The organism is Microcoleus sp. PH2017_35_SFW_U_B (assembly GCF_020737865.1).
Taxonomy (GTDB): Bacteria; Cyanobacteriota; Cyanobacteriia; order Cyanobacteriales; family Microcoleaceae; genus Microcoleus.
In genome coordinates, this window is record NZ_JAEQDE010000069.1 from 16,141 (window position 1) to 43,104 (window position 26,964).

At 45.0% G+C, this 26,964-nt stretch carries 19 protein-coding genes and 1 tRNA gene; 12 read left to right on the forward strand and 8 right to left on the reverse strand.

All coding sequences use genetic code 11. The annotated features are described in order from the left end of the window. Positions 1–306: 306 nt before the first annotated feature. The 3 genes from JGK36_RS19125 to crtO all read left to right on the forward strand — a co-directional run bounded on the left by JGK36_RS19125 (position 307) and on the right by crtO (position 6,194). Complete coding sequence (locus tag JGK36_RS19125) at positions 307–3,156, forward strand: COR domain-containing protein (RefSeq protein ID WP_293197341.1); 2,850 nt, start codon at positions 307–309, stop codon at positions 3,154–3,156. 192 nt (positions 3,157–3,348) lie between these two features. Beyond that, positions 3,349–4,128, forward strand: a complete 780-nt coding sequence (locus JGK36_RS19130; RefSeq protein WP_293197343.1) for a class I SAM-dependent methyltransferase — start codon at positions 3,349–3,351, stop codon at positions 4,126–4,128. A 374-nt stretch (positions 4,129–4,502) separates the two neighbouring features. Further along, entirely contained in the window at positions 4,503–6,194 is a 1,692-nt protein-coding gene (gene crtO / locus JGK36_RS19135; protein ID WP_293197345.1) for a beta-carotene ketolase CrtO, read from the forward strand. Positions 6,195–6,269: 75 nt separating this feature from the next. Here crtO and JGK36_RS19140 read toward each other — a convergent pair whose 3' ends face one another. Together JGK36_RS19140 and JGK36_RS19145 are read right to left on the reverse strand one after the other, a co-directional pair. Beyond that, entirely contained in the window at positions 6,270–7,070 is an 801-nt protein-coding gene (locus tag JGK36_RS19140) for a HEAT repeat domain-containing protein (protein WP_293197347.1), read from the reverse strand. 192 nt (positions 7,071–7,262) lie between these two features. Continuing rightward, positions 7,263–7,487 carry a polymorphic toxin type 34 domain-containing protein gene (locus JGK36_RS19145; protein ID WP_293197349.1) on the reverse strand — a complete coding sequence of 75 codons (225 nt, stop codon included), beginning with the start codon at positions 7,485–7,487 and terminating at the stop codon, positions 7,263–7,265. 289 nt (positions 7,488–7,776) lie between these two features. Here JGK36_RS19145 and JGK36_RS19150 point away from each other — a divergent pair, with 289 nt between their 5' ends. Further along, complete coding sequence (locus JGK36_RS19150; protein WP_293197351.1) at positions 7,777–8,877, forward strand: saccharopine dehydrogenase NADP-binding domain-containing protein; 1,101 nt, start codon at positions 7,777–7,779, stop codon at positions 8,875–8,877. A gap of 288 nt (positions 8,878–9,165) precedes the next feature. Here JGK36_RS19150 and JGK36_RS19155 read toward each other — a convergent pair whose 3' ends face one another. Next, a complete protein-coding gene (locus JGK36_RS19155) occupies positions 9,166–9,438 on the reverse strand; it encodes a hypothetical protein (protein WP_293197353.1) in 273 nt (90 codons plus the stop codon). Between the two features lie 803 nt (positions 9,439–10,241). Here JGK36_RS19155 and JGK36_RS19160 point away from each other — a divergent pair. Next, a complete protein-coding gene (locus JGK36_RS19160) occupies positions 10,242–11,567 on the forward strand; it encodes a hypothetical protein (protein ID WP_366035294.1) in 1,326 nt (441 codons plus the stop codon). A 272-nt stretch (positions 11,568–11,839) separates the two neighbouring features. Here the strand turns inward: JGK36_RS19160 and JGK36_RS19165 are convergent, their stop codons facing one another. Further along, the gene (locus JGK36_RS19165; RefSeq protein WP_293186011.1) at positions 11,840–12,226 is read right to left on the reverse strand and encodes a hypothetical protein; all 387 of its coding nucleotides are present in this window, start codon (positions 12,224–12,226) and stop codon (positions 11,840–11,842) included. A gap of 71 nt (positions 12,227–12,297) precedes the next feature. Here JGK36_RS19165 and JGK36_RS19170 point away from each other — a divergent pair, with 71 nt between their 5' ends. The 7 genes from JGK36_RS19170 (at position 12,298) to JGK36_RS19200 (ending at position 21,986) form a co-directional block, all read left to right on the forward strand. Further along, entirely contained in the window at positions 12,298–13,191 is an 894-nt protein-coding gene (locus tag JGK36_RS19170) for an ion channel (protein WP_293186013.1), read from the forward strand. 151 nt (positions 13,192–13,342) lie between these two features. After that, a complete protein-coding gene (locus JGK36_RS19175; protein ID WP_293186036.1) occupies positions 13,343–13,669 on the forward strand; it encodes a DUF433 domain-containing protein in 327 nt (108 codons plus the stop codon). A 183-nt stretch (positions 13,670–13,852) separates the two neighbouring features. Beyond that, positions 13,853–14,188, forward strand: a complete 336-nt coding sequence (locus JGK36_RS19180; protein WP_293186015.1) for a DUF433 domain-containing protein — start codon at positions 13,853–13,855, stop codon at positions 14,186–14,188. 52 nt (positions 14,189–14,240) lie between these two features. Further along, positions 14,241–15,416, forward strand: a complete 1,176-nt coding sequence (locus JGK36_RS19185) for an exonuclease SbcCD subunit D (RefSeq protein WP_293197356.1) — start codon at positions 14,241–14,243, stop codon at positions 15,414–15,416. Between the two features lie 277 nt (positions 15,417–15,693). Then, on the forward strand, positions 15,694–18,735 hold the full coding sequence (locus tag JGK36_RS19190) for an SMC family ATPase (RefSeq protein ID WP_293197358.1): 3,042 nt from the start codon (positions 15,694–15,696) through the stop codon (positions 18,733–18,735). Between the two features lie 192 nt (positions 18,736–18,927). Further along, positions 18,928–20,097, forward strand: coding sequence for a pyridoxal phosphate-dependent aminotransferase (locus JGK36_RS19195; protein WP_293197360.1), 1,170 nt, complete (start codon positions 18,928–18,930; stop codon positions 20,095–20,097). A 17-nt stretch (positions 20,098–20,114) separates the two neighbouring features. Continuing rightward, a complete protein-coding gene (locus JGK36_RS19200) occupies positions 20,115–21,986 on the forward strand; it encodes an aminopeptidase P family protein (RefSeq protein ID WP_293197361.1) in 1,872 nt (623 codons plus the stop codon). Positions 21,987–22,071: 85 nt separating this feature from the next. On the opposite strand, the gene JGK36_RS19205 is transcribed toward JGK36_RS19200, so the two are convergent. The 4 genes from JGK36_RS19205 to JGK36_RS19220 all read right to left on the reverse strand — a co-directional run bounded on the left by JGK36_RS19205 (position 22,072) and on the right by JGK36_RS19220 (position 26,570). After that, positions 22,072–23,226 carry a hypothetical protein gene (locus JGK36_RS19205; protein WP_293197363.1) on the reverse strand — a complete coding sequence of 385 codons (1,155 nt, stop codon included), beginning with the start codon at positions 23,224–23,226 and terminating at the stop codon, positions 22,072–22,074. Positions 23,227–23,232: 6 nt separating this feature from the next. Then, positions 23,233–23,649 carry a hypothetical protein gene (locus JGK36_RS19210; RefSeq protein ID WP_293193278.1) on the reverse strand — a complete coding sequence of 139 codons (417 nt, stop codon included), beginning with the start codon at positions 23,647–23,649 and terminating at the stop codon, positions 23,233–23,235. A gap of 273 nt (positions 23,650–23,922) precedes the next feature. Beyond that, positions 23,923–23,995, reverse strand: a tRNA-Thr gene (locus JGK36_RS19215). Between the two features lie 295 nt (positions 23,996–24,290). Next, positions 24,291–26,570, reverse strand: coding sequence for a serine/threonine protein kinase (locus JGK36_RS19220; RefSeq protein WP_293201056.1), 2,280 nt, complete (start codon positions 26,568–26,570; stop codon positions 24,291–24,293). Between the last annotated feature and the right edge of the window lie 394 nt (positions 26,571–26,964).

Here is a 26,964-nt window from a genome sequence, read left to right on the forward strand (position 1 = left end):
ACTAGGCGCGTCGAGATTCAGAAACCGGGTTTCTTCAGATCATCTCATGAGGAGGCGTAAATTCTCGTAGAAACCCGGTTTCTCGGACTCAGCGCGTGGGACTCAGAAACCGGGTTTCTGCGTAAAATCTCATGAGGAGGCGTAAATTACCGTAGAAACCCGGTTTCTTGGACTAGGCGCGTCGAGATTCAAAAACCTTACTCAAACCTCACGAATCGCCAAAATATTCGTGTTATTTTGTAGTGAGATTAAGGAATATTCAAAATCAAATCATGTCTCAAGATCGCCCTTTCATCTCAAAAGGCGATGATCGAACTTATATACAAAAATCAAAACAGGGAATTGGCAATGTTAGGAACTGATAGCTATTGGGAAGCACAGCAACGCATTGAAAAGGCACGGCAAAATGGAGCAAGAATACTCATTCTTAGCGACATTCAACTGAGGGAACTGCCAGACGAGATCGCCTCCCTAAACCAGTTGAAATGGCTTAACCTCTCCAACAACCAACTGAGAGAACTGCCAGAGGCGATCACATCTCTCACCCAGTTGCACCACATTGACCTCTCCAACAACCAACTGACGGAACTGCCAGACGTGATCCCCTCCCTTACCCAGTTGGGACAGATTAACCTCTCCGGCAACCAACTGACAGAACTGTCAGAGGCAATCGCATCTCTCACCCAGTTGCAAACTCTTTACCTCAGCAACAACGAACTGAGGGAACTGCCAGAGACGATCGCATCCCTCACCCAGTTGCGAGACCTTAACCTCTCCAACAACCCTCTGAATCCAGACCTCGCCGCCGCCTATCAGCAAGGCACTGATGCCCTCTGGCAATACCTGCGCGCAAAAGCAGAAGCAAAAATCACCCTAAATGAAGCCAAACTGATTTTGATCGGTGAAGGCGAGGTAGGCAAAAGTTGCCTCCTCGGAGCATTACGAGAAGACGAATGGCTAGAAAGTCGTCCCACAACTCACGGCATTGAAATTAAACCAGTCATTATCACCCATCCCGACACCGACACAGAGATATCCCTCAATGGTTGGGATTTTGGCGGTCAACCCGTTTATCGACCCACGCACCAATTGTTTTTTAGTGCACCAGCCGTGTATCTGGTGGTGTGGAAGCCGCGAGAAGGCCCCCAGCAAGGCTTTGTCAAAGAGTGGATTACCCTGATCAAGCATCGCGAACCCGATGCCAAAGTCCTGGTAGTCGCCACCCACGGCGGCCCCGGACAGCGACAACCCGACATTGACAGACAGGAAATTTGCGATCGATTCGGCTGCGATACGGTGCTTGGCTTCTTTCATATCGACAGCAAACCTGACACTCAGAACTCCTGCAACGGCGTGGCAGAATTAAAAAGTGCGATCGCTAATGTCGCCGCCTCTCTTCCCGAAATGGGACGTTCGATTCCCGCCAAATGGCAGCGAGTGCGGGAAATCTTGCAGACAAACGACAAAGCCTATCTGCCCTACGATGAAGTTATTGCCATCTGCGCTAAACACGGAATCGATAAAGAACAAGCAGAACTTTTTCTTCGCATTTCCCATACCTTGGGGCATATCATCCATTACCATTACGATCCAATACTGCGAGATATTGTCATCCTCAAACCCGACTGGTTGGCCAAGGCAATTAGCTTCGTACTTGATGATGAAACGACCCGCCGCCGCAACGGTTTAGTAGACTTTGAGCATCTGGGTGAATTATGGAGGAATCCCCCGTTTCCAGGCGAAAACGGCTACCCGAAAGAACTACATCCCATCTTTCTCAAGCTGATGGAACGCTTCGATTTGTCCTACCGCGTGGTACTCGATCCAACTAAACCCAGTAATACCAGTTTGATTGCTCAACTCGTACCCGATACACGCCCGGAATTGTCCAATTGGGGACAGCAACCGGAAGCCGGAGACAGACAACAAATACAAATCTGCCGCATTGTGGACGATCGAGGACAACTTGCAGTCGCAGAAGGATTGTTTTACCAGTTAATTGTGCGCTTGCACAAATACTCACTGGGGCGATGCAATTACGAACAAAGTATCCATTGGCAACGCGGTTTGATGCTTGACGATGACTACAACGGTCGGGCATTGCTGGAATATATTGACAGTGATGTCAAAATCACCGTGCGGGCGGCTTATCCAGAACGGTTCTTGTCTTATCTCACGGCAGAGATTAAATGGCTAGTCGAAAATTATTGGAAAGGATTGCTATGTAATGTGATGGTTCCTTGTATTGCGCCTTGTGGTAAAAATCTGCCTGGGAACGGGCTATTTGAGGTAGAAAAACTAATTAAGAGCAAAAAGAAGAATCGGGATGAGCATCAATGTCACATTTCAGGCTGCGATGAATGGCAAAATATCGATTCTTTACTGAATAACGCACCAATTGCTCCACCTCCATCCCAAGAAATCGGCATTCAGCAGTTCCAAAAAATTGTTGACAAGCTAAACATCATCCACGAAAATATAGCGACTTCCGATAGTCGAAATCAAGAACGATATCAGTCATTGTCTCAGGAACAGCGGATCATTCTCAGCAAAGTCGATGAGCAATTTGCGTCACTGATGCAAATGCTCACCGATGAAGCGAAAGATGGCCCGCGCCTGTTTAGTTTCAAGCCCGTCGATCCCAAGTTTTTCAATCGCCCAAAATGGATTAGTACAAAATTGCAAATAACCCTCTGGTGCGAACACTCTCGTCAACCGCTTCCCGCCTTAAATCCTCACGATAAGCAGAAAGGAGTTTATGAATTGGAAGTATCGCGCCAATGGTTTACCAAAGCAGCCCCCTATCTCAAAATTTTGACCGGAACCCTGAGTCTAGTCTTACCTGTCGCAGCCTCTGCCACCAAGTTCATGCTAGACGAAGCTACCTACAAAGGCATTGAAGAAGAACTCGATTTAGGACAAAAAAGCATCGAATCTACCTTGAAAGGTAGCGATTTAGCTACTAATTTGTCTGACGAAAATGACATCCCAGATTGGCAACAGGGCGACTCAGCAATCATGGCGAAAGGCTCGATTTTGCGAGAATTACACGCGCTGCTAAAAGCCAAAGATCCTGGCTTTGGTGGCTTAGTTCGGGTGCAGAACAGACGGCGCGAATTCCTGTGGGTTCACGAGCAGTTTGTAGGTGAGTATTAATATTGTTCGCCGATCGCCCGTTCCGCGCTACGATCGAACTATGATTCGGCGATTAAAATCGCTTCTACAAAAACGAAGTCCGCCTTCGCGGACTAAGAAAATAAACGGCGCTCTAAACCCGGATTTGGTATGATTACTGATGGCTAATAACTAATGACTGATAACTCATAACTCATACATAACTAATAACTAATGACTGATAACTCCAAACCGCCGTTATACGAGATGAATCCGCTAGGTCGATTTTCCGATCGCGCTACGGATTATGTCAAATACCGCCCGAGTTATCCAGCCGCTGCGATCGATGCGATTTTAGCAGGACTTGGGGAACCTTCACGGTTAACCGCAGCCGATATCGGTGCAGGTACAGGAATTTCTTCCCGTTTGCTAGCAGAAAGAGAGGTTCGAGTATTAGCGATCGAACCCAATGCCGAGATGAGACAAGCGGCTGCACCTCATACTTTGGTAGAGTTTAGAGACGGAACTTCCGAAGCCACTAATTTGCCTGACCGATCGCTCGATTTAGTCGCGTGTTTCCAGTCTTTCCATTGGTTCAATCCTGTTTTAACTTTACCAGAATTTCGGCGAATTCTCAAGCCGTCGGGAAGGTTGGCTGTTGTTTGGAATTTGCGCGATCGCACGGATGCGCTGACAGAGGGCTACACTCAAATTGTTAAGAGCGCTTCCCAGAGCTATCCTGCCCAAAAGCACGATCGCTCGATCGAACCTTTGCTTGCGAGTGCAGATTTTACTGATGTGCGATCGATCGAATTTGCTAACAGACAAGATTTAGATTTAGCAGGGTTAATCGGGCGGGCACAAAGCTCATCTTATATGCCGAACTCCGGGCCTCCATTGCAGAAACTTATCTCGGATTTAACCGAACTTTATCAAGCTTACTGTGGCGATCGTGGCTTTGTTTCATTGGTTTACAAAACAATAGTTTATCTGGGAAATCCTACGGATTGTTAATTTTTTATATAATACCGATAAATGAAAATTTCTGTGATATGATGCTGGGCAAATTGGCGTGGCGATCGCTCGTTCGTTCAGTTGACAGTTGACAGTTGACAGTTGACAGCTACCTCTACCTGGAAGGAAGAGGATTGGAGTAATGAATAGTCTGATTTTAATTTATCCCGATCGGGATTGGGGCTTTAAACCAATTCTTTATGGTAAATTCAAGAATAAATAAAGGCGATCGCACAGCAGCACTAGGTAAGAACTCCATCTTTTGTAAGATGCTCAAACTAATCTCTTAAGATGAATCTATTTCTATTGATAGAGCCCGCAAAGTTGTTAACATTTGTAAAATGAGAAAAACATCCTATCCCAAAGCTTCATCTATGCAAACGTATGACGTGATTATCATAGGAGCAGGTCACAACGGGCTTGTCTGTGCGTCTTATCTCCTCAAAGCCGGATATACCGTTCTTTTGTTAGAAAAACGTTCCGTTCCCGGTGGCGCCGCGACTACCGAAGCTGCGATTCCCGAATTACCAGATTTTAAATTCAACTTGTGCGCGATCGACCACGAATTTATCCATTTAGGGCCAGTTGTAGAAGAGTTAGAACTGGAAAAATACGGATTAGAATATCTTTACTGCGATCCAGTGGCGTTTTGTCCGCATCCAGACGGCAAATATTTCTTGGCGCACGGTTCCGTAGAAAAAACTTGTGCAGAAATTGCCCGCTACAACGAACGCGATGCGAAAAAATATGCCGAATATACAGATTTTTGGCAGCGCGCTTTAAGCGCGATGATTCCGATGTTTAACGCGCCGCCAAAATCCATCATAGATATTGCCGGCAACTACGATATTGCCAAACTCAAAGACTTATTTTCAGTCATCGGTTCCCCAGACAAAACGCTGGACTTTATTCGCACGATGATTACCAGCGCTGAGGACATTCTCAACGAGTGGTTTGATGAGGAATTTTTGAAAGCACCTTTGGCAAGACTGGCCGCAGAGTTGGGCGCGCCTCCTTCACAAAAAACCATTGCTGTAGGCGCAATTATGATGGCAATGCGCCACAATCCTGGGATGGCGAGGCCGCGCGGAGGAACGGGTGCATTGGTGCAAGCGCTGGTCAATTTAGTGAAAAGCTATGCGGGTGTTATACTTACTGACCAGCACGTCGAGAAAATATTAGTTGATAACGGCCGCGCTGTCGGTGTTAGAGTTGCAGGCGGCACAGAATATCGAGCTACTAAAGGCGTCATTTCTAATATTGATGCGAAGCGTTTGTTTCTGCACTTGATGGATGATAGCGATGTTGACAGTGCCGATCCGAATTTGCGGGAAAGATTGGAGCGCAAAATTGTCAATAACAATGAGACAATTCTGAAAATAGATTTAGCTCTCAATGAAGTACCGAAGTTCGATCGCTGGAACCATAAAGACGAATATTTAATGGGTTCTGTTTTGATTGCTGATTCGGTGAAACACGTGGAAATTGCTCATACTCAGCCTGCGATCGGCAAAATCCCCGATTCCGATCCGTCGATGTATGTCGTGTTTCCGACGGTACGAGACCCGTCAATGGCTCCCCCCGGACACCATACGGCTTGGATTGAATTTTTTGCTCCTTACCAAATCGAAAATGCTGAAGGAACCGGCCAGCACGGTACGGGTTGGACGGACGAGCTGAAAAACAAAGTTGCCGATCGCTGCATTGACAAATTAGCAGAATACGCACCCAATATCAAGAACTCAATTATCGGCCGCCGCGTGGAAAGTCCGGCGGAATTGGGAGAGCGTTTGGGGGCGCTGAAGGGGAATTATTACCACGTTGACATGACGCTGGATCAGATGATATTTTTCCGTCCGTTACCCGAGTTGGCGAATTACAAAACGCCGATCGACGGTTTGTTCCTCACCGGTGCGGGTACGCACCCAGGCGGCTCGATTTCGGGGATGCCGGGACGCAATACTGCTCGCGTGTTCATGCACTCGCAGCAGCCGATCGCGCAAACCTTGAGCGATGCGGCTAATTCTCTGAAATCGACGGCTAAGTCGGTGTTTCGGATTAATTAGAAGTAAGATTTTTAACCGCAGATGAACGCAGATAAACGCAGATGAATTACATCTGCGTTTATTTGTATTAATTTATCAGTGTGCGAGTGCGAGAATTTTTTCGGGTTGATTCCCTGTGAGGGGAAAACGATTTGCGATCGCACTTAACACCCTTTCTAAATCGGGAGCATCTTTCGCCAATGTTGGCTGCTCCTCCCGTTCGGTCAAATCTGTTAAAATATTCAGGATGATCGTTGCTAAATATTCATCAGCATTATCCAACAAACTCAATAGCTTCTCGATATCTTCTTTCGCGCCCAACCAGTACCGCGCTCCCAGCAATTCAGCTTTTACTGATAAAGGAAGTTCCGAGTTTAGATACTCTTCCAGTTTTGGCAATAGCTGCGGCGTACCTAAAAGCCCGATCGAATTAGCAGCATACCCTCTAACTGCTTTATCTTCATCAACATCAAGCAGTGAAAGCTCCAGAGTTTCTATAGCTGATGGTTCTTCTAAATATCCAAGAGTTTCTGCTGCTGATGCGCGAACCAGTGCTGAAGGGTCATTTCTGAGAATATATTCTATCGGTACAACCGCAGGACTATAACCAAGTTCTCCCAGTGCCTCCACTGTTTCAGACCTAACCAGTTCTTCAGGATCGTTTAGCAAAGGCATTAATGCAATGCCAACTGTCTCTACTTCCTCTGAACCGAGATAACCTAATGCCTCGGCTGCCTCAGCTCTAATTGATTCATCGGCGGATTTTAGCAATCTTAATATCTTCGGTACAGCTTCATAAACTTCTGCATCTACAAGCTGTATCAATGCTTCTGTTTGCAGGGTATAATCATCTGAATCGCAATAATCTAGCAGTGTTTCAGTTGTCAGCTTATCCATAATTTTTGCACCTCCCTAAATTTTAGTGCTTCCAGCCTAGGTTATTTTCACACTTAGTCAGTTAGATTGAATGGCATTACGCAAGTATCAAAATGAATAAGTGTGAGTAATTCGACATCCCCCAAAACTCTCTGAATTTCGTGGTACTACACTAATTGCAGACTAATTTTGGGAGATATTTCTTTGAGCAGCTTACCTTTTGGTCTTCTTCTTTTTGCCGCTGGATCGGCTATGTCTGTCACCAAAGAATTTCTGGGTGCTTTTAATTTTTTCCATTTTTTCTTTATCTTTATCGCGTTTAGCTTGCTGTTTCAATATTTCGAGTGCTTCAGGCATATCTGATGCTCTTTTTTCGGCGATTAGTTGTTTAGCTTGTTCTACAATACCCGTATCAGCTACATTACCTTCAGATGTCATAGTGTTTTATTTTAGGTTTATTATAAGGAATTATCAAAAATATTACGGACTGTTCATATATGATTACATTTTAACTCAGATATCAAACCTTGTCAATAAAGGATTTTCTACTTTGGTGGAGGTTTATTTAACTTGTCTGTAATTAGTTTGATTTATTGGTTTTCACCGCCCTTCTGGGGTTATGGATATTGGTGCGAGATATCAGTTATCATAAAGTCATACTTTATGTGGATGAAAAGACCTGCCAAAAGTTGACATAGTGAAAGATGGCGTTACCCTTTTTTGAGCGATGGCAAACCGAGTTTTGATTGTCGGCGGGCGCGGACGAATTGGCAGCAGCGTTGCCCAAGATATTCTCACCTATACCGACGCAGAAATTACTGTTACCGGACGCGATCCCAATGGCTCTCTTCCAGCAGAGTTGCCGTCGGATCGATCGCGCTATTTAGCTTTAGATTTAGCAGACAGTGCTGCTCTGCGCCAAGCGGTTTCATCCTCTAACCTCGTCGTGCACTGTGCCGGGCCTTTTCACTACCGAGATGCGGGCGTGCTGAAAACTTGCATCGAAGCAGGTGTTAATTATACCGATGTCAGCGACAGTCGCAGTTTTACTCGGAGAGCTTTAGACTGCCGGGAACTTGCTAAAAATGCCGGGGTGACAGCGATTATCAATACGGGCATTTTTCCGGGGGTTTCTAACAGCATGGTGCGCCGAGATGTGGAGCAGTTAGATACCGCAGAACACATTCATTTGAGTTATGTTGTCGGCGGTTCTGGGGGTGCTGGCGTTACCGTCATGCGTACTACTTTTTTGGGTTTGCAAACTCCTTTTGATGTTTTGGTTGATGGCAAACTACAGCAAATCAAACCCTACACCGATCGCGAAACGATAGAATTTCCAGCACCCTACGGCAAAACAGGCGTTTACTGGTTCGATATGCCGGAAGCAATTACTTTGCCCGAAACTTTCCCAGTCAAAACAGTTATTACTAAATTTGGCACTTCTCCCGACCTTTACAATCACCTTACCTGGTTTGTTGCTAAATACTGGCCGGATAGCTGGCTGAAAAATAATTCAGTCATTGAGTTTTTGTCTTATGTCAGCTACGGGATGACTGCTGTTACCAATAATTTTAGCGGTGTGGGCGTGGCTGTGCGATCGCAAGTGAGCGGCATCAAAAACGGTCAACCCGCAAAAGTGCGATCGACAGCGGTACACCCGAATGCTGCCACAGCAACGGGCATCGGTACTGGCAGCATTGCTCAATTGATGTTAGAGGGCAAACTGACAAAACCGGGGGTTTGGTCGGTAGAACAGGCTCTTTCTACTGAGCTGTTTGAAGGAGCTATGCAGAACCGAAACCTCAACATAGAGCAGGTTTTCTTGTAGTTCGATCGGGTATTTATGCAAGTTTTGATGTTTGGTCAAGGGGCTTTTTTTGATGAACCTAAGAAGGACAGGCGAGACGCCTGTTCCACCTATAGCAATCAGATCGGATTGGCACAAGATAAAAACCTTTTTGTCTTGCGAGACTCCTTGTTGAACAAGGATTTCAGGATTTCTAGGACTAGCAAATCAATTAGGATTGCTATAGAAAGACCCAGAAGAGAAGAGTAAGGGTTTGAAATTGATAGGAAAACCGCTAGATGGGTTTTTTGTAGGAATGGGGATCGCCCCTCAGACAACCTCATAAAAGATGAGTTCCGCTTGTTTAACTAATCTATCTTTTGGTAGAAGTAATGGTAACAAGCAGGAGCTTAATATGTTGCACATCACGATAAATATCTCTGTTCGCTCGATCGCTCTTTGGTAGCTGCGACAAAGATGGCGCTTCAACCAAGGTTCTTGACGCGCGATCGCCCGATCGGGAAAACAAACACGACAATTTTTGCGACAAAATACGAGGAGACGTTGATATGAAGCGGGTTTTAAAAGCTCTTGGACAAACATTGAGTCAATCGATTTTAGATTTTAGATTTTAGATTTTAGAGGCGACCCCACGGATAAATTCGGGGGAAGAGAGGATTTTCGATTTTCGATTTGGGATTGATCAAAGCATTTTGCTGGTATTTTTCAGTCTAGGATGCACATAAACTCGATCGTGCGGGAGTTTTGTACCAGCGCTGCTGAATGCAGCGAAGTGTTTGGGTAAGGAACGCACGTGCGGACTTAAGTCCGCAGCCGGATTGCGGACTGAAGTCCGCACTACGAACTGTTTTTTTATAGTAATCGAGCGGAGATGATATGACACTATTTTCAAGGCGAGTTTAGCAAAGTTATTGGGGATTTTTAGACCCTCTCTACATCGGGAGGGGTATTTTTCGGCTGCGTTGAAATCGCTTTTTTCAGAAAGCAAGATTTGTGCGCGGTTGGTTGTCCGGCTGGGGGTGCAGCGGCTTGTGCAAGAAAATATATCTGTAGGGGCGAAGCATGACCGCAGTGAATATGAGATATAACTAATAACTTATATGCGGTCATGCTTCGCCCTCTTCAAACAAAAGTGAGATGCACCCTCCGGCTGGGGGTGCAAAAAAACTTATTAACAACGGAGTTTGAGATGGACATTATTTTTTGAATATTAGGCTTAAAATTAAACTAATTCAGGACTCAGGCATCGATCGCATATTTCGGTCATTCTTCGCAATCTGCGCCATTCTATCCCAGCCGGAGCGTAAAGCGTCGGTTGCTTCAAGTCCGATAATTGTTAAGAATCTAAATCCTTTCATTCAAAATCGGTATAACTTGTGGATGCAATGTTGGAAAGAGCTTGGACACTCAAGCAAAATTTAATTGACTTTGTGCTGGATGCTGAGGGAGAGTTGGCGGTAGCTTTAGAAGCTTTTGCCGCAATTCGCTCGACGGGCGAGCGCTACGATATTGCTCAACAAAATCAGGTAATTGACAGTTTTACAGTCGAAGGTAAAGTCGGAAACAAAACGCCGATCGACCTTTTTGTCGAAAGTCAGCCCGATTTAACCGAGGGCGAGATCAGTTTGCTAAAAAGTTGGGGTCAAAAAAGCTTCACCGGCTTGTTTGAAATTACTCAAATTTCCCCTGACAGCTTCGAGGTGACAAACTGGCTGACGGCGAAGCACTACAATGTCAAGCCCAACAGCGCTAATTTCCTCCCAGAAATGTCTCGCTTTAAGTTAGGAGAAATCTTGCGGGTTCGGATTGCGCCTCTCACCGATGAGGCGTGGATACTCTCAGGGCCTCCGATTCCCATGGGGAAATTGGGCAAGCCGAAGTTGGCGGTGGCGATCGGCAATTTCAAGCAAAATTACAAAAATAACCTGTACAGCGACGCCCCAGAACTGTTAGAGCAAGCTTGGAAGTCGGTAGAACAGTATCACGACGATTTTACCGAATTTTTTGGCGGCGACGAAGTGACGCTATCGGGATATCACCTCAACAAACAGTTGGGCGAATTTCAGGAGGTAATGACTAAAAAACGCCTCGCTGATATCGGCATCGATCAAAGTAAATCTCTCGCGGATATCGTTGAAGATGCCGGAATCGATCCCGAAGAAATCAAAGCAGTCGCGATCGCAGCAGCAGGCGCCGATACTAAAGCAGTTGAGGTGGCGATCGACAGCAATGCGAGTTCAAAAATGGTAACGCCGAAAGTCGAATTGCCCGATCGCTTCAAAAAAGCCGAAAAGGTGACAGCGCTTTCTCATTCCCGCTGGGGACAAACCTTTTTGTCTAACTACAGCCAGTTTACCGAAATGCTCGCAGCCGAGGACTTTTCCACCATTCCCGGTTACGAGAAAATGGTTCGCAGCTATCTAGAAGATCCGGCAATTAATGCCTGGATTTGGTGGCGGTTAGCTAAAGTTAATCCAGCGAAATTATCACAAATCTTGCAAACAGTATTGCAGCGCACAGACTTTCAGATCGAGACCGATTTAGATTCCCTACTGCAAGAGTATAAAAAACCCTTAGAACCCGAACTCCCGGAAATCGCTAGCGTTCCCCTGCACCTGCACAACTTGTTTCAGGAAGCTTTAGGCGAAGTTCACAAGTCAAAGTCCAAGCCGCAGGACAAAAAGAAAAGCTCTAAGGGCTTTAAATCGTGATTGTGCGATCGCGATGGGGACGAACTCACCGCATTTGATATGAGAGTCGGTTTTAACCGACTTTAGCTTTGAGGCAGGGGTTTAAACCCCTGCCGGACTCCGGCACCAGTCAAAAGCTCGATCGAGCTTTTATTCCTAATCGGGCTGCGCCGACTCACCAAGCAGTCTCACAATAGAAAATTCAAAACTATTAATTAAGTTTGTAGTGAGGACTTTAGTCCTTCTTCACTCCAACCGGAAGGACTGAAGTCCTGACTACAAACCTGTTCTTTTCACTCTTCAACTTGTCTGACAGCCATGCGTTGCAGCGGCAGGCTGAGGATGCTAGAAGCAGTCAACAAATAAGAAAGAACAGTAGTCAGCTTCAAACTCAGCAACAACCAGCTATCCTCTGGCAAGTGAAGTTTCAGCCCGAAAACAGATATGCAGTAAACTATCCAGTAAGTAAAGCTCATCTTGATCAGGATTTCTTCGCTCAAAGTACGCGCGGCGAAGCTATCCCCTAGGGAATCGTCAGCCCCGTCAGAGGAGGCATTATCGCTCAGCACGACTAGACCCGCAATAGCAGCGACAAAAGAAACGATCACCAGATTGTCATGCCAGTTAAGCTCAAGCATTTCTAAAACTCCGCTTTTATCGTAATTTTTGGAATTAGACATCAGTCTAAAGGATAAGTTTTCCCGCTCCAAGCAATAGTTACAATTTGACACAGCCACAGTTACAAATCGCAATGAAAATTCACCGCAACCGCCCGCCACAGGCTCGTTTAGTCAATCGCAAAGGACAATTCACCTTGGGTGTTGTCAAATTGGGAGTACCTCGCCTGCATTTTGCCGATCTATATCACAGGCTGCTAACTCTTTCTTGGCCACAATTTTTCATGCTGATTTGTCTGTCGTATGTACTCACAAATTCTTTATTTGCCTTAGCTTACTTAGCGGGAGGAGATTGCATTGCTAATGCACGGCCTGGTTCATTCAAAGATGCTTTTTATTTCAGCGTGCAAACAATGGCGACAATCGGCTACGGTGCCATGTATCCGCGCACCGAGTACGCTAATACTATAGTTGCGATCGAAGCGTTTTTTGGTTTGTGGGGAGTCGCAATGGTGACGGGACTGGCTTTTTCAAGATTTTCTCGAGCAACCGCTAGAGTTATCTTCAGCCGCGTAGCTATAATCGCTCCTTTCAACGGCGTTCCGACTCTGATGTACCGCGCAGGAAATCAGCGCTTCAACCAAATTTTAGAAGCACAGCAGCGAGCTACTTTAATCCGCGACGAAGTAACATCGGAAGGAGAATATATGCGGCGTTTTTACGATTTGCAATTAATGCGGAGTCAATCTCCTATTTTTGCCTTAACTTGGACGGTAATGCACACAATTGATGAGAACAGTCCTTTGTACCAACTTACCGCCAAAGATTTGATCGAGCAGCACGCCGAAATTGTAATTACGCTAACGGGAATTGACGAGACAGTTTCGCAAACTATACACGCGCGACATTCTTTTGTAGCGTCAGAAATTGTGTGGAATATGCGGTTTGTAGATATTATTTCGAGAACTCCGGATGGCGGGCGGGTGGTTGATTATACTCGGTTTCACGATGTGAAGCCTGTGGAATAGAAGTTTTGATTTAGCGCTAGAATTAGGTGTATTGCAACACAAGCCGTAGGGACACGGCACTGCCGTGTCCCTACCTCTGTTAGATTTAGCCAGTCCTAGAAGACCTGTAGGGCAAAACAAGTTAATATTTATGAACTCAATAACTGCGAACATGACACTGAAAGAATTGCAACCGCAACTTTTGGCGTTAACTCCTGAAGAAAAGACTCAAGCTATACTATTTTTAGCCCAAAGTTTAACCAACTTTTGGTCTGGAATTCAAAAGACTCCCGGCGTGTGCGGTGGCGATGCTTGCATCAGACAAACGCGCATTCCTGTTTGGGTGTTGGTGAATGCTCGCCGTTTAGGTATTTCGGAATCTGAACTGTTAGAAGATTATCCGACTCTGCGTGCCACTGACTTGGCAAATGCTTGGGCATATGCTGAGGCATATCCTGACGAGATTGAAACAGCAATTCAAGAAAATGAGGATGATTGAAAAGTGGCACGTTTTTATATTTGTTGAATGAAGTTATGAGTTACATTATTATCTATTCTTGGCTGGCAATGCGTACTATACAATTGGCACTTAAATAGGCTCAATAAATCTGGGTGGCAAGTGCTAGAATAGTTTGACGATCACCAAACATATATTTTTTACCACTTAGTACGAATAACGAACATGACACTAAAAGAATTACAACCGCAACTCCTGGCGCTAAGTCCAGAGGAAAAAACTCAAGCTATACAATTTTTAGCCCAAAGTTTAAGTAACTTTTGGTCGGAAATTCAAAAGACTCCCGGCGTAATGGGCGGCGAAGCTTGTATCAGACAAACGCGGATTCCTGTTTGGCTGTTAATAAGTTATCGCCGTCAAGGTGCTAGCGATGCTCATATTTTAGAAGGTCATCCGGATCTGAGTGCTGCCGATTTGGTAAATGCTTTTGCTTATGCTGAGGCACACATTGAAGAGATCGATCGAGGTATTCTAGAACAAGAAAAAGAAAGCGACACCTAAACGATTGTTAGAAACCCATAAGTATTAAAATAAATAAAAGACTCCTTGTAATATGCGAATAATTCATACTGCTGACTGGCATTTGGGACGACGTTTTCGAGGGATCGATCGCACTTCTGAAATTGCGATCGCCCTAGAACAAATATTGAAACAAGCCAAGGAGCTCGATGTTGATGCCGTGTTGGTCGCCGGTGACATTTTTGACGTTCCCAACCCTCCAGCCTATGCTGAGCGCATTGCCTATCAATTTTTCTGCGAACTCCAAGCAGCCGAAATTCCCGCAATTGCGATCGCCGGCAATCACGATTCAGCATCCCGCATCGACAGCATCGCGCAACTGCTATCCCTTGCCGGCGTTCGCGCTTTAGGTAAACCCAGGCGATCGGCAGACGGTGGCAGCATTACTCTGAATACCAAAAATGGTAAACTATGCGTAGGAGCGATGCCTTTTGCTTCCGAACAAAGACTCTTAGATGCCAATTCTCTGTGGCACTCTGGCGACGCCAACCGCCGTCAAGATTACCGCGAGATTGTAGCAGATTTACTGCAAAATTTAACCACAGATTTTCGAGACAATACTGTGAATATGCTGATGGGACACATGAGCATTGACGGTGCTCGCTTGGCTAAATCCGAAGTCGCTTATTACACGCGAGAACAATACCTGCTATCATCGCAAACTCTGCCGCCAGAAGCTCAATATGTCGCCCTCGGACACATCCACATTCACCAGCGGATTGCTAAGAGTTCTCCTGCTTATTATTCCGGTTCTTTGATTCAGTTAGATTTTGGAGAAGCCGAACAGGAAAAAGGATTTTGCTTGATCGAAGTTGAGCCGGGAAGTCAGGCAAAGGTAGAATTTAGACCGGTGGCTTGCCACAAACCGTTAAAAGTGCTTCAATGTGATAATGACAATCTCGATCAAATTTTAGAAGCTCATCAATATCATCCTGGTTTTTTGAAGGTAATTGTCGAATTGGATAGCCCGCAAATCGGATTAGCCGATCGCGTGCGGCAAATCTGTTCTCAAGCGCTGTTAATTGAACCGCGCTATCGGGATGCACCGCTAGAACCAACAGAGAGCACTAATATCGATCCCAACAATTTCGATCCAGCAGCAGAGTTCTGCAACTATTATCAAAACCGCTTGGGAACGACACCACAACCCGCTGTATTGGAGGAATTTCAGAATTTGTACAAGAAGTTTAAAGAACCAGTTAATAATTAAATAGGTAATTGGTAATTGGTGATGGGTAATTGGTAATTCTTTGCCATTGCTCGCGAGCTCGCGAACAAACTTGATAAGGGGAGCATCTCAGTTTTGATTTTATAGTGCTGTCCCCGCTCGCGATCTATCAAACACTCTCGAGCGGGGACAGCACTGTAAAGAAATTGTTTTTTTGCAAAAGTGAGATGCTCTCCTTGATAAGTACCCTAAAACTCCGAACAACGTAATTGTAAAAATCCCGAAATCTAAAATCCAAAATCTCAAATCTAAAATCAGTATGCGTCCACTAGAACTTTTGCTCGAAGGATTTACCAGCTTCCGCCGGGAACAGCGTTTAGATTTTTCTCAACTCGATTTGTTTGCAATTACTGGTGCTACTGGTGCGGGCAAATCTTCACTGCTAGATGCCATGACTTACGCGCTTTTTGGTACGACAAATCGCAGTGGCAAACAAGTAGCTGATTTGGTAAGTCAAGGAAGCGAAAATTTAAAGGTGCAGTTGCGTTTTGCTGTGGGTTTGGCACAGTATCGGGTGACGCGGAGATGGCGTTTTCGTCCGAAATCTCCCGAGAATAAGGTGATTTTGGAATGTTGGCAAGATGGCAATTGGGAAACTTTGGGGACGAGTATTGTTGCTGTTCAAAATACGATTGAACAGATTTTGGGGATGGATTTTGATACTTTTACAAGAGCCATTATTCTGCCTCAAGGCAAGTTTGATGAGTTTATTAAAGGAGATACTTCTAAACGCCGGGAAATTTTGCGGCAGCTAGCGGGATTTGAGATTTTTGAGCAGATGCGGAAGGAAGCAAACGACCTCGCAAAGTTGCTGAAACAAGAACGGGAAATGGTGGAAAGACAGTTGGCTGAGTTGAGCGCTCCGGCGGCGAATGAGGTGGAGCTAAAACGATCGCAACTTTGGATTTTAGAGCAGCAATTACCTCAGTTCGAGCGCGCTGTTATGGAAGCTCAGAAGGCTGTGGATGAAGAAGAACAGCTATTTTCGCAAATCACTCGCTGGCAAGAGTTGCAACAAGAATTAGCGCAATTAAATGCTAGTTCTGCCGAGATTACAATTTTAGCACAGCGTTTAGAAAGAGCGCAAGCTGCGAACCATTTACAGGGAGATTGGGCTTTATTGCGATCGGCTCGCAGTCAGTATGAAACTGCCGAAAGTGCTGCTTTATCAGCGCGGGAGCGGTTAACTAAAGCTCGCTCGGAGCTAGCAACAGAGCAGCAGCAATTTGAAGCAGCCAAAGCCAAATCTGAGGTATTAGCACCACAAATTAAGGCTCGCGAAGATGCTCTGGCTGCTGCAAAAGTATATGAAGAACAGCGCACTCAATTAGACAAAGAAGTTGCCCTCGCCCAGAAAAATCAACAGGAAAAACTGCGGTTTCTTCAAGTAGCAGATAAAGAACTGCAAGCTGCTAATACTAAAATTCAGGCGGCTGGTTTTCGGGTTACTCAAGTAGCGGCAATGCTCGAAAAGTATTCGCCCGGAGGAAAGCGTTTTGAAAAATTGCAGGAAGTTGCACCTTTATTGATGGAACTTCAACTAATTGCCAAACAGGTAAAAACTCAGCGCGAACAGTTGAATAAATCTGTCGCCGAAAAAGCCAGCGCCGAACAGAATTACGTGCAGGTTGCGACTAATTTAGCAGCAGCAGAAATCAGGCTAAAAGAGTGCAGTGCCGAGTTAGAAGCGGTGGAAACTGCTAATGCGGAAGCGGCGCGTTTAGAGAGTGTTGCTGCTGTCAGGATGTCGCTGAATGCTGGCGATACTTGCCCGGTGTGCGGGGGGGTGCATCCTGAGAGCGATTTGCTCCCTGCTTTGCCGATTTCTAAGATTGTCGATGTTGCTGGTTTGCGCCGGAAAGTGGCGGCTGCAAATCAGGTTTTGCCAACTGCTCAAATGGCGGTGGCTGAGGGGAAAAGCGCAGTTTTTGCCTGCGAGCAAAAACAGTCAGAAATTGCTCTAGCATTGGAATTGACAGAGAAGAGAGTTGCTCAGTTGCAGCAGCAAATCACTCAAGTTCTGGAAAATCCGCAGTGGGAAGTCTTGCAGTTGCAGCAGGAGTTGGTTATACTTGCAGATAGCGATCGCCAATACCGCGAAACCGAGCAGCAATTCCAACTCGCATCCTTTGAATATAATAATTACGAACAAAGATTTAATTTTGCAGCGACGACTCAAGCAGCTAAACAGCAAGAATATCAAGATGCGATCGCCGAATCAGACCGTCGGAAGCAGCAGTTGCAAAGTTGTGTGAATGCGCTTTATCAAATTACGGAATATCAACCCTATGCTAATTTAGCAAAAGCTTTAGCAGAAGACAAGCAAGAGTTGGCAAATCTGCTGACAACTGCCGAAAAATCGTATCAAACCGCTCAAAATACTGCTATTCAAGCAGCCGAGAGAGAGCAACAAGCGGGGGAGGTTTTCGCACAAGCCCAAGCTAGCAAACAGCAGTTAAACCAGGATTGGTTAGCAAAATTAACAGCGGCTGATTTCACAGAAGAGACGTTTCTAGCAGCGGTGGCGCCCGTTAGCGAACAATCGCAGTGGGAAAATGCGATTCGGTGTGTACGCGAGTCAAAAATTCAGTTGGAGACGCGGGCGAAGGATTTAAGCGAGGCGATCGCAGGCAGGACTACCGATGAAGATATATTAGCACAAGTGCGATCGGCAAAACACGCCGCCCAAGAAAAATTCAAACAAGCCAACAACAACCGCGCCGAACTTTTAGCGTGGATTCAAGTAGCAGCCCAAACCCTCGAACAAGCCGAAAGACTGTCCCAGCAAATTACAAATTTCACAGAACAAGAGCAAACCTATCACACCTTAGCGCAGAATCTGAAATCCAACGAATTTCAATCCTACATCTTAGAACATTTAGAAGCAGAATTAGTCGGCAGCGCCACCTTGATTTTGCAAGAATTAACCGAAAATCGGTACAAGTTAAAAAACCAAGACGGCGAATACTGGGTAGCAGATAATTGGAATGGCGGCGAAGCTAGACGAGTGCGAACCCTTTCCGGTGGCGAAACCTTCGCCACTTCGCTATCAATGGCTTTAGCTTTGTCTGAAAAACTATCTCAAGGAACTCAACTGGGTAGCTTGTTTCTGGATGAAGGATTCGGCACTTTAGATGCAGAAACCCTCGAAAGCGTCACTCAAATTCTAGAATCATTGCGGCAGCGAGAAAGGCTAATTGGAGTGATTACCCATGTTAGAGGATTGGGCGAAAGATTGCCCGCACAAGTTAAAGTATTTAAGTCGCCCCAAGGTTCTAGAATAGAAATAGAAAGAGTTTAAAAGACCGGGCGGTTGGAAACCGCGTCTACACAAGCAAAACCCGCCTCCGCGGGTTGAAGATTTGCCCGTTAAAATTATGTTTTTTTTCTTCAGTTGTTTTCTTCAGTCCGCGGAGGCGGACTTCCCTTGTGTAGACGCGGTTTCAACCGCCGTATACAAACAAAATTAATCCTAAAAACAGACTTAAATTAAATGAAAAATTACCCAACTCGAATGCAATCAGTACAATCGCCAATCATCCCAGTAGTAGGCGAACTAATCCGGCAAAATCCGGGAACGATATCCTTAGGACAAGGCATAGTTTACTACAATCCGCCCCAAGAATCATTTGAAAAAATCCCCGACTTCTTCGCAAATCCCGACAATCATAAATACAAAGCAGTCGAAGGAATCCCAGAATTACAAGATGCCATCGCGGCCAAACTCAAAACAGATAACGGCATAGAAATTAACACCCAAAACTGCATAGTCGTTACCGCCGGCAGCAATATGGGATTTACCAATGCCATTCTCGCCATCACCTCGGCGGGAGACGAAGTTATCATTCAATCACCTTATTATTTCAACCACGAAATGGCTGCTGTCATGGCAAATTGCCGTCCCGTGATAGTAGAAACTGACGCCAACTATCAACTCAATATTGTTGCGATTAAAAAAGCAATCACCGAAAAAACGCGAGCAATTGTCACCATTTCACCTAACAACCCAACAGGCGCGGTTTATTCTGCCGAATCTCTCCGGGAAGTGAACGAGATTTGCCGCCAACACAATATTTATCACATCAGTGATGAAGCCTACGAATATTTTACCTATGACGGCGTGAAACACTGTTCGCCCGCAAGTTTTTCCAACAGCAGCGAACATACAATTTCCCTGTTTAGCCTTTCCAAAGCCTACGGTTTTGCGAGTTGGCGCATCGGGTATATGGTAATTCCACAGCATTTGCTGGTTTCGGTGAGGAAAATTCAAGATACCATCTTAATTTGTCCGCCGGTAATTTCCCAGTATGCAGCCCTGGGAGCCTTGCAAGTTGGTAGAGGTTACTGCGATAATTATGTAAGGGCGATCGCATTTGTGCGCCAACTCGTATTAGACGAACTCAATACCATCCAAAATCTGTGTACAATTTCCCCAGCCGCCGGGGCTTTCTACTTTTTCTTGAAAGTTGACACCGAACTCGATACAATGGAATTAGTAGAGCGATTAATTCGCGAACATCATGTAGCAGTGCTTCCCGGCACAACCTTCGGTATGGATAGCGGCTGCTATTTGCGCGTTGCTTACGGTGCCCTAGAAAATGCAACAGCCAGGGCAGGAATTAGCAGGCTCGTGAAAGGTTTGAAGACAATTTTAAATCAGTAATATAGGATATTAAACAAATGGTTGCAACTAACTTTAAATCTGAACGAATTCTGAAGAATGCCTCCGTTGAAAAAATTGCTACTTTGCGTGCTTTGATGGCAAACTATGACTTAGATTGCTATTTCATCCCAGCAGTTGACGAACACTTAAATTTATCAGTCCCAGCAGCAAAGCAGCGACGAGCTTGGATTTCAGGTTTTACGGGTTCGGCTGGCGATTTGTTAGTTGGCAAAAATTCCGCTTGGTTATTTGTAGATTCCCGTTATTACGAACAAGCAGAGTTGCAAGTCGATGCCGGATTGATTCAAATATCAAAACTTGGCTTAGAAGGAAATTTAAGCTTAATTGAAACTTTAGAAAAACTGGCAACTGAATCTGCCCCCAAATCAACTAAAATTAGATTCGGTTTTGATCCGTTTACCGTAGCGACTGAGCAATATCAAAATTGGCTCAAAAAATTTGCGACTGCGAGAATTGAACTCGTCTCAATCCCGGAAAATTTAGCAGACAAAGTTCGTCAAACAGCAGAAACTTTACCCGCGATTGACGAATCTCCTATATTTAGCTTACCAGCATCCCTGACCGGAGAAACCTGCGCCGAAAAATTAGTCCGAGTCAGGGAAGCGATGCAGAAGGCTAATATCGATGTACTCCCGATGAGCAACCTGAATCAAATAGCGTGGCTGTTCAATCTGCGAGGCTCGGATATTCCCCACATTCCCATTTTCATATCCTACGCGATTGTCACCGCAGATGCAGCATTTTTGTTGACAAATCTCGAACGAGTTTCACCACAAATCGAGCAAGAATTGGCGGCGGCTGTAACTTTGCTTCCCTACTCCGACTATCCGTCAACCTTAGAACTTTGTTTGAATTTGCCGAAACAAGTTCGGGTGCTGTTAGATGCGAAACACAGTACAGCAGGCACTTACCAGTTATTGTTAAACCAGCAAAAAGCTAGTGAAAATAAGATAGAAATAGTTTTCGAGCCAAATCCCGTAGAAGGGATGAAAGCTCGGAAAAATCCTGTGGAAATCGAGCAGATGCAATCTGCTAATTTTAAGGCAAGTCGAGCTAAAACTCTAACTTTAAAGTGGTTGACAGAACAGCTAGAAAATGGTAATGTATTGACGGAGTTTGATGTTAAAGAAAGTATCGAAAGTTTTTATCAGCAAGAAGCTGACTTTCATATTTTAACATTTAGAACGATCGCAGGTGCGGGAGCAAATAGCTCGATCGTACATTACGGCACTCCCAGCCCCGAAATCACGCTAAAACCCGGAGAATTGCTGCTGCTAGACTCAGGCGCACAGTATCTAGCGGGAACAACCGACGACACCAGAACCATGATAGTCGGGGAACCGACAGCGCAGCAAATCGAACACTACACCACAGTTTTGATAGCACACATCAACTGTGCCATGCAGCAATTCCCGAAAGGTACAACCGGATCGCAGTTAGATGCGATCGCCCGTGCGGTATTATGGCAACAACAGCTAGATTACGGACACGGCACGGGCCACGGAGTCGGCGCATTTTTAGCCGGTCACGAAGGCCCCAACGGTATCAGCAAATTTGTCCAATATCCCCTCGAACCGGGAATGGTAACGAGTATCGAACCGGGATATTACGAACCAGGCTGGGGCGGAATTCGCCTTGAAAATCTCTACGTTGTCAGGGAAATGCCGTCTAAAAACGGTACGGCTTGGTACGGATTTGAACCGCTGACGTATATTCCGTTTGAGCAAAAATTGATAAATGTCGATCGGCTATCAACAACTCAACTACAATGGTTGAACAACTATCACGCTTCAGTAGTTGAGAAACTCTCACCCGTACTCGATACTGCTACAATCACCTGGTTGAAAAAAGCCTGTACTGCGTATTGAAAAAATAGGTACGTTGTTGGGCTTTAGCCCTCTTTCAAGATATAAATAAAGAGGGCTAAAGCCCAACAACGTACCTTGATTTGGATTATAATAAATTAGCCTTAAGCAAACGTCTTTTCAATCCAGAGCGACTGCTATATTTATTATGCAGTTGTTGAACCCGTGTGAAAAATTTAACTGTTTGTTTTTGATAATCCGCTAAATCTTGGAGTTTTAAAAGTAACAGCACTACTTCATCGTAAGAGCTAGAAGTTCCTTTTTGAATAAGAGCGTCTATATCTTCCCAAGCAGCCGTTTCTCGCTTAGCCAAAGCTTCTAAATCTCTGATTCGTGCAGCTTTAGCTTCCTGTCCTCTTCTTTCTTCTTCCTTCTTTTCTTCCTTTTCTGCGCTTGCTAAAAGCTGACGAATTGTTCGTTTACCGGGATTTTTCTCTTGTCTAACTTCTATCATTCCTGATAATTTCTTACTCAATTCAATAGAGAGATTAGATTCTCCTTTGAGTAACCGCAGCAAAAAAGTATCGACTTCAGAACGATTGAGTTTTTTGATTGCTTCTTTGATGCTACTTTCAGGAATTGAAGGTTTAGCAACACTCGCACTGATTGCAGCTTTGAGTAGATGCTCATCCACTTCAAAAATATCGATAAAAGCCTGTAACGATGAAGATAACTTACCGAAATTAGGAGGAACAGGTGGTTCTAGCCCTTCTTCATCATTTTCATCATCTTCATTTTCTTCATCATCATCTTCATCTTCGTCGTCTAATTCATCAAGATAGGTAATCCCTTTCAGCCAAGCTAAATAAAGTAAACGATAATCTCCCTGCAAAATTTCCTGACGCAAACCTATCAAAGAGGATAAATTTCCTTCTCCCTCTATCCACCCATTAAAACCTTCTTCCTCATTAATAGAAATTTCTAAAACAACAAAATTATTAATTTCCGAAACCTCAACTATGTCTTCAACACAATATTTCCGCATCAGTTCGATATCAATCAAACCTTTAGGGAAACGAAACATTAGTTGTAGCGATCCCCAATTAGCTATGTAAAACATAGCATCGAAATATTTGATTAATAATTGTTTTTCGTTGCCCGGTAAGTCTCCATAGCTATAGACAAAGATAGCTCTGCTAGAGCTGATTTGCGCGCGACTAGACAGTTTGCTGATTGCTTCTTGTTCGGATTGAGTCAAACGTCGATCGACGCTTTGAAACTCGTAATATTGATATTCGCTCATTTTGGGTTATTCCAAGTACATCGAAGAGATGGCAAAGGCTTCTTCCGGCGTACCGTAGAAACTGCCATTTGGGAACATACAAGGCTCGTATTTTTCACTGCTATAGGCGTAAAATCCCAGAGTCCAAGCTTCTTCATCACTAAAGTAACGCAGCCGACACAGGTGAAGGGGGTTATTTCGTCTTTGTTCTAAATATTCTTCACGAGATACGCGAAGCTCTTTGAACGGAAAATCTAAGGGGACATCAGGTTCTGTGTAGGCATCAACGTAACAAAATTGACTGCGAAAACGGATGCCTAGGCGAGTGTACTTACCAGCGTAGTTAGCAGCAGCATAATTAAGAATACGCTGTTTCACCCGTTCTTGAACTGCCGGTGGGATTTTAACTCCTCCTGAATGTGGATCTTTTACCCAAGGGGACATTTCGCTGCTCCGGTACAGTGCTGACAAAGTTAGTGTAGAATAACTTGCTAAGTTGAGTGGCCAACATTTAATCAAACTTGATAATCAGACGCTCAAGTTTGCGATCGCCCGATTCAATATAACCTTCAATATAACCATAGATATTTCTATTTTTGGAAAAAAGATTACGTTAACAATCAAAATTGCTGAGGCGGGTGACAAGGACTTTGAGACGCTTGCGGGGCAAAAAAAATTAAGGCTAGAAGTTATATCTAGCCTTAATTTCATTAAATAAGCTGGTGACAAGACTCGAACTTGCGACAGGCTGATTACAAATCAGCTACTCTACCAACTGAGTTACACCAGCAGTGAAAATTAATATAGCAAACTTATCGCCATTAGCGCAACCCCCTCAGCAAACTTTTTTGCAAATTCGCCCAAAACCTCTTCCGGTAAGGGCAGAACCGGAATTATCGTCTCCTGGGCGCACCCCGAGATCAGAAACCGGGTTTCTTCCGATATTTCTCGTCACTCAACCCAAATTTTTCGTAGAAACCCGGTTTCTAGCCCCTGTGGGTAAGTCGCGTGGTGGGGGCGGGTTTATCTAGATTGTTAATGGGAATTATAGATTGTTGGTGAACCCGCCCGTACAAGTATTGTGGTTAATTAGCGGATAGGATCTGAAAACAGCCAACAGCCAACAGCCAACTGCCAACTGCCAACTGCCAACTGCCAACTGCCAACTGCCAACTGCCAACTGCCAACTGCCAACTGCCAACTGCCAACTGCCAACTGCCAATCTTAATTGTCTCATCCGCGCTGCCGCTGGCTAGCAAATTGCCCGAAGGTGCGATCGCCACCGAGTATACCGTACCCGAATGTCCCTCAAGAGTGCTCAACAGCTCCCCCGTCTGCAAACTCCAAATATTAATCTTATTATCATCGCAGCCGCTAGCCAAAGTCAAACCGTCCCTACTGATAGCAACCGAATCGCCCCGACTTACATAATTCCGCAAAATATGCACAGCCTCATTCATCCCTAAATTCGCTACACCCTTTCGCTTCGCAGAATTAGAATTTAAGATCCGCAACAAACTGCCCGTGTGCAAATTCCGCAGCTTAATCGTATAATCATTGCTGACGCTAGCCAGAATTTGACCGTCCGGCGCGATCGCCACAGAATTCACCCCAACATTCAAACCCGAAAGAGTCCGCAGCAACTTACCGCTTTCCACATCCCAAACCTTGCTCGTCGCATCCGAACTCCCGCTCGCCAATATCTTACCATCCGGGCTAAAAACCACCGCATTCACATTGTCTGAATGACCCCTCAAAGTCCGCAGCAACTCACCAGTTCGCAAATTCCACAGCTTAATCGTATTATCAGCCCCGCCGCAGCTAGCAATTATCTGCCCCTTCGGATTGATCGCCACCGAATTCACCTCCATAGAATGTCCTGGAAAAGTACACAATAGATCGCCATTGTACAAATTCCAAAACTTAATTGTTTCGTCCGAACTGCCGCTGACCAACATTTTTCCGTCATAGCTAATAGCAACCGAATTTACGCGATCGGAATGTCCCGTCAAAGTGCCAACTAATTCCCTTGTTTCTAAATTCCAAATCTTAATAGTTTTATCCCAACTGCCACTAGCCAGAATTTCGCCATCAGGACTAATCGCCAGAGAATTCACAAACGATGAATGTCCCGGCAGCGTGTAAGCGCACCGCCATTTCAGATTTTTTAATTTGTGAGCGAACTCCTTCGCCCGCTTTGATTTCGCCTCAGCTTCCTGTCTGCTTTTTAGTGCCTCCTCCTCCAAACGCTTGCGTTCCGCCCTAGCTTTCGCCTCTCGCAGTGCTAACCGCCGCATCTCTCCCTTATAGGTTATTCGCTGCTGCTCCTGAATTTCTTTAAGAGTTTCCATATACGGTAGGGCCCAATCTTGAGAAAACCATTCCTGAGCAAATTCCGCCTCTAAATTAAATAGCTGAGGTTCGTGAGTAAAATCTATTTTTAAATAATACAAATCCGCTAAAAAAGCCGCCAGCAACTTATGAATTGTCACAATTATTTGCCGAATAATCCGCAGTCTCACCTTTTCATCTTTCCCCTCGGCTTCCAACTGGTGATAAACTTCTTCCCAATTCCAAGGCTGCATCGCCACTAGGGAAACATTCTGATTGATGATTCCCCAAAAACCGACATGAAAATTAACTTCATAATCGCTGATGTCGCTGTACAATATAGCGGTTGGCACGGGAGACAAAACAGTCTGCAACCGCTCCACATCAATATCAGAAATAGGGTTTTTGAAATAATCTCCGTAAAACTGAACTGGAGAGGATTCTCCGTGCTGGGGGTAGTGCTGGTTCAAAAAAGTTCTCAACTTAGCCGGCAGCTCGATATTCAGATTGTGGCGAAACGAATCCGGGCAATCTTGGCTAATTTTGGCCGGAGCAACTAACAACAGCAATCGGTGCTGCTGCTGCTGCAAAATCTGTTCAGTTTCCTGCCTGCTCAAATTGGAAAACCAGTTGTCCCTGTCCCAAATAATTTGAATTTCGTTCAGCTTAACTCGAATTGCTTCTGATTGAATCTCCCGCATTAACTCGCGGCCAAGCCGACTAATAGTCCGCTGATCTCTCAATTCTTCCGCCCTAATTCGATTGGCGCGTTCTTCCTTTACCTTTTCTTCTTCTATGCTGGCGATCGCAATTAACTCTTGTTCTCGGGCCTGCTGCCGCTGCAAATACTTCACTTGTGCTTTAGTCCAGCGGGGGTCTTTTTTGATTTGCTGGTTCAAAGCAGAAGAACCAGACGGCTCAATTTCTGCATAGCGTTCGTTGACAGCGCTTGCTCCCAATCTTTCTCCCAATTCGCAGGCTACAGGTTTCAACAGTTCAATTAGGGTATCTGAGACGGGGCGAGGTAATACCATTTTAGATTTTAGATTTTAGATTTTAGATTGTCTGAGATTTCCGATTTTAGATAATCTATTAAATTTTAGATTGTCTTTCTTAAATAACTTATGAGATTTTAGATTGTCAATTGTAGAGGAGTTATTCGATGTATTGGAGATGTCTGACAATCGAATCAATTTCCTAACGAGATTTACTTGGCAGGCTGCGATCGGATTCCCCCCACGACGCGAAAGCCCCTAAAAAACACTATCTAGAGTCGATCGCCCTTTCTCCGAAACTCGCAACTCCAGCCTTTGACCTTTGAGGTCTCGCCCAGGTTTACAGCCTCAGCAGCTTAACTTAACAATGTTTATATTCTTTACATTTTACTGCGAATCCAGGCGTACAGCACCGGGCAACTAGGCTAAGAGA

Bases quoted from the DNA above. Each gene is read 5' to 3' on its own strand.
- JGK36_RS19165 (WP_293186011.1), bottom strand. From the start codon at position 12,226: ATGTCTAATTCCAAAAATTACGATAAAAGCGGAGTTTTAGAAATGCTT.
- JGK36_RS19170 (WP_293186013.1), top strand. From the start codon at position 12,298: ATGAAAATTCACCGCAACCGCCCGCCACAGGCTCGTTTAGTCAATCGC.
- JGK36_RS19205 (WP_293197363.1), bottom strand. From the start codon at position 23,226: ATGAGCGAATATCAATATTACGAGTTTCAAAGCGTCGATCGACGTTTG.
- JGK36_RS19220 (WP_293201056.1), bottom strand. From the start codon at position 26,570: ATGGTATTACCTCGCCCCGTCTCAGATACCCTAATTGAACTGTTGAAA.
- JGK36_RS19145 (WP_293197349.1), bottom strand. From the start codon at position 7,487: ATGACATCTGAAGGTAATGTAGCTGATACGGGTATTGTAGAACAAGCT.
- JGK36_RS19190 (WP_293197358.1), top strand. From the start codon at position 15,694: ATGCGTCCACTAGAACTTTTGCTCGAAGGATTTACCAGCTTCCGCCGG.
- JGK36_RS19140 (WP_293197347.1), bottom strand. From the start codon at position 7,070: ATGGATAAGCTGACAACTGAAACACTGCTAGATTATTGCGATTCAGAT.
- JGK36_RS19185 (WP_293197356.1), top strand. From the start codon at position 14,241: ATGCGAATAATTCATACTGCTGACTGGCATTTGGGACGACGTTTTCGA.
- crtO (WP_293197345.1), top strand. From the start codon at position 4,503: ATGCAAACGTATGACGTGATTATCATAGGAGCAGGTCACAACGGGCTT.
- JGK36_RS19155 (WP_293197353.1), bottom strand. From the start codon at position 9,438: ATGTTTGTCCAAGAGCTTTTAAAACCCGCTTCATATCAACGTCTCCTC.
- JGK36_RS19200 (WP_293197361.1), top strand. From the start codon at position 20,115: ATGGTTGCAACTAACTTTAAATCTGAACGAATTCTGAAGAATGCCTCC.
- JGK36_RS19210 (WP_293193278.1), bottom strand. From the start codon at position 23,649: ATGTCCCCTTGGGTAAAAGATCCACATTCAGGAGGAGTTAAAATCCCA.
- JGK36_RS19180 (WP_293186015.1), top strand. From the start codon at position 13,853: ATGACACTAAAAGAATTACAACCGCAACTCCTGGCGCTAAGTCCAGAG.
- JGK36_RS19160 (WP_366035294.1), top strand. From the start codon at position 10,242: ATGTTGGAAAGAGCTTGGACACTCAAGCAAAATTTAATTGACTTTGTG.
- JGK36_RS19175 (WP_293186036.1), top strand. From the start codon at position 13,343: ATGACACTGAAAGAATTGCAACCGCAACTTTTGGCGTTAACTCCTGAA.
- JGK36_RS19130 (WP_293197343.1), top strand. From the start codon at position 3,349: ATGACTGATAACTCCAAACCGCCGTTATACGAGATGAATCCGCTAGGT.
- JGK36_RS19150 (WP_293197351.1), top strand. From the start codon at position 7,777: ATGGCAAACCGAGTTTTGATTGTCGGCGGGCGCGGACGAATTGGCAGC.
- JGK36_RS19195 (WP_293197360.1), top strand. From the start codon at position 18,928: ATGAAAAATTACCCAACTCGAATGCAATCAGTACAATCGCCAATCATC.
- JGK36_RS19125 (WP_293197341.1), top strand. From the start codon at position 307: ATGATCGAACTTATATACAAAAATCAAAACAGGGAATTGGCAATGTTA.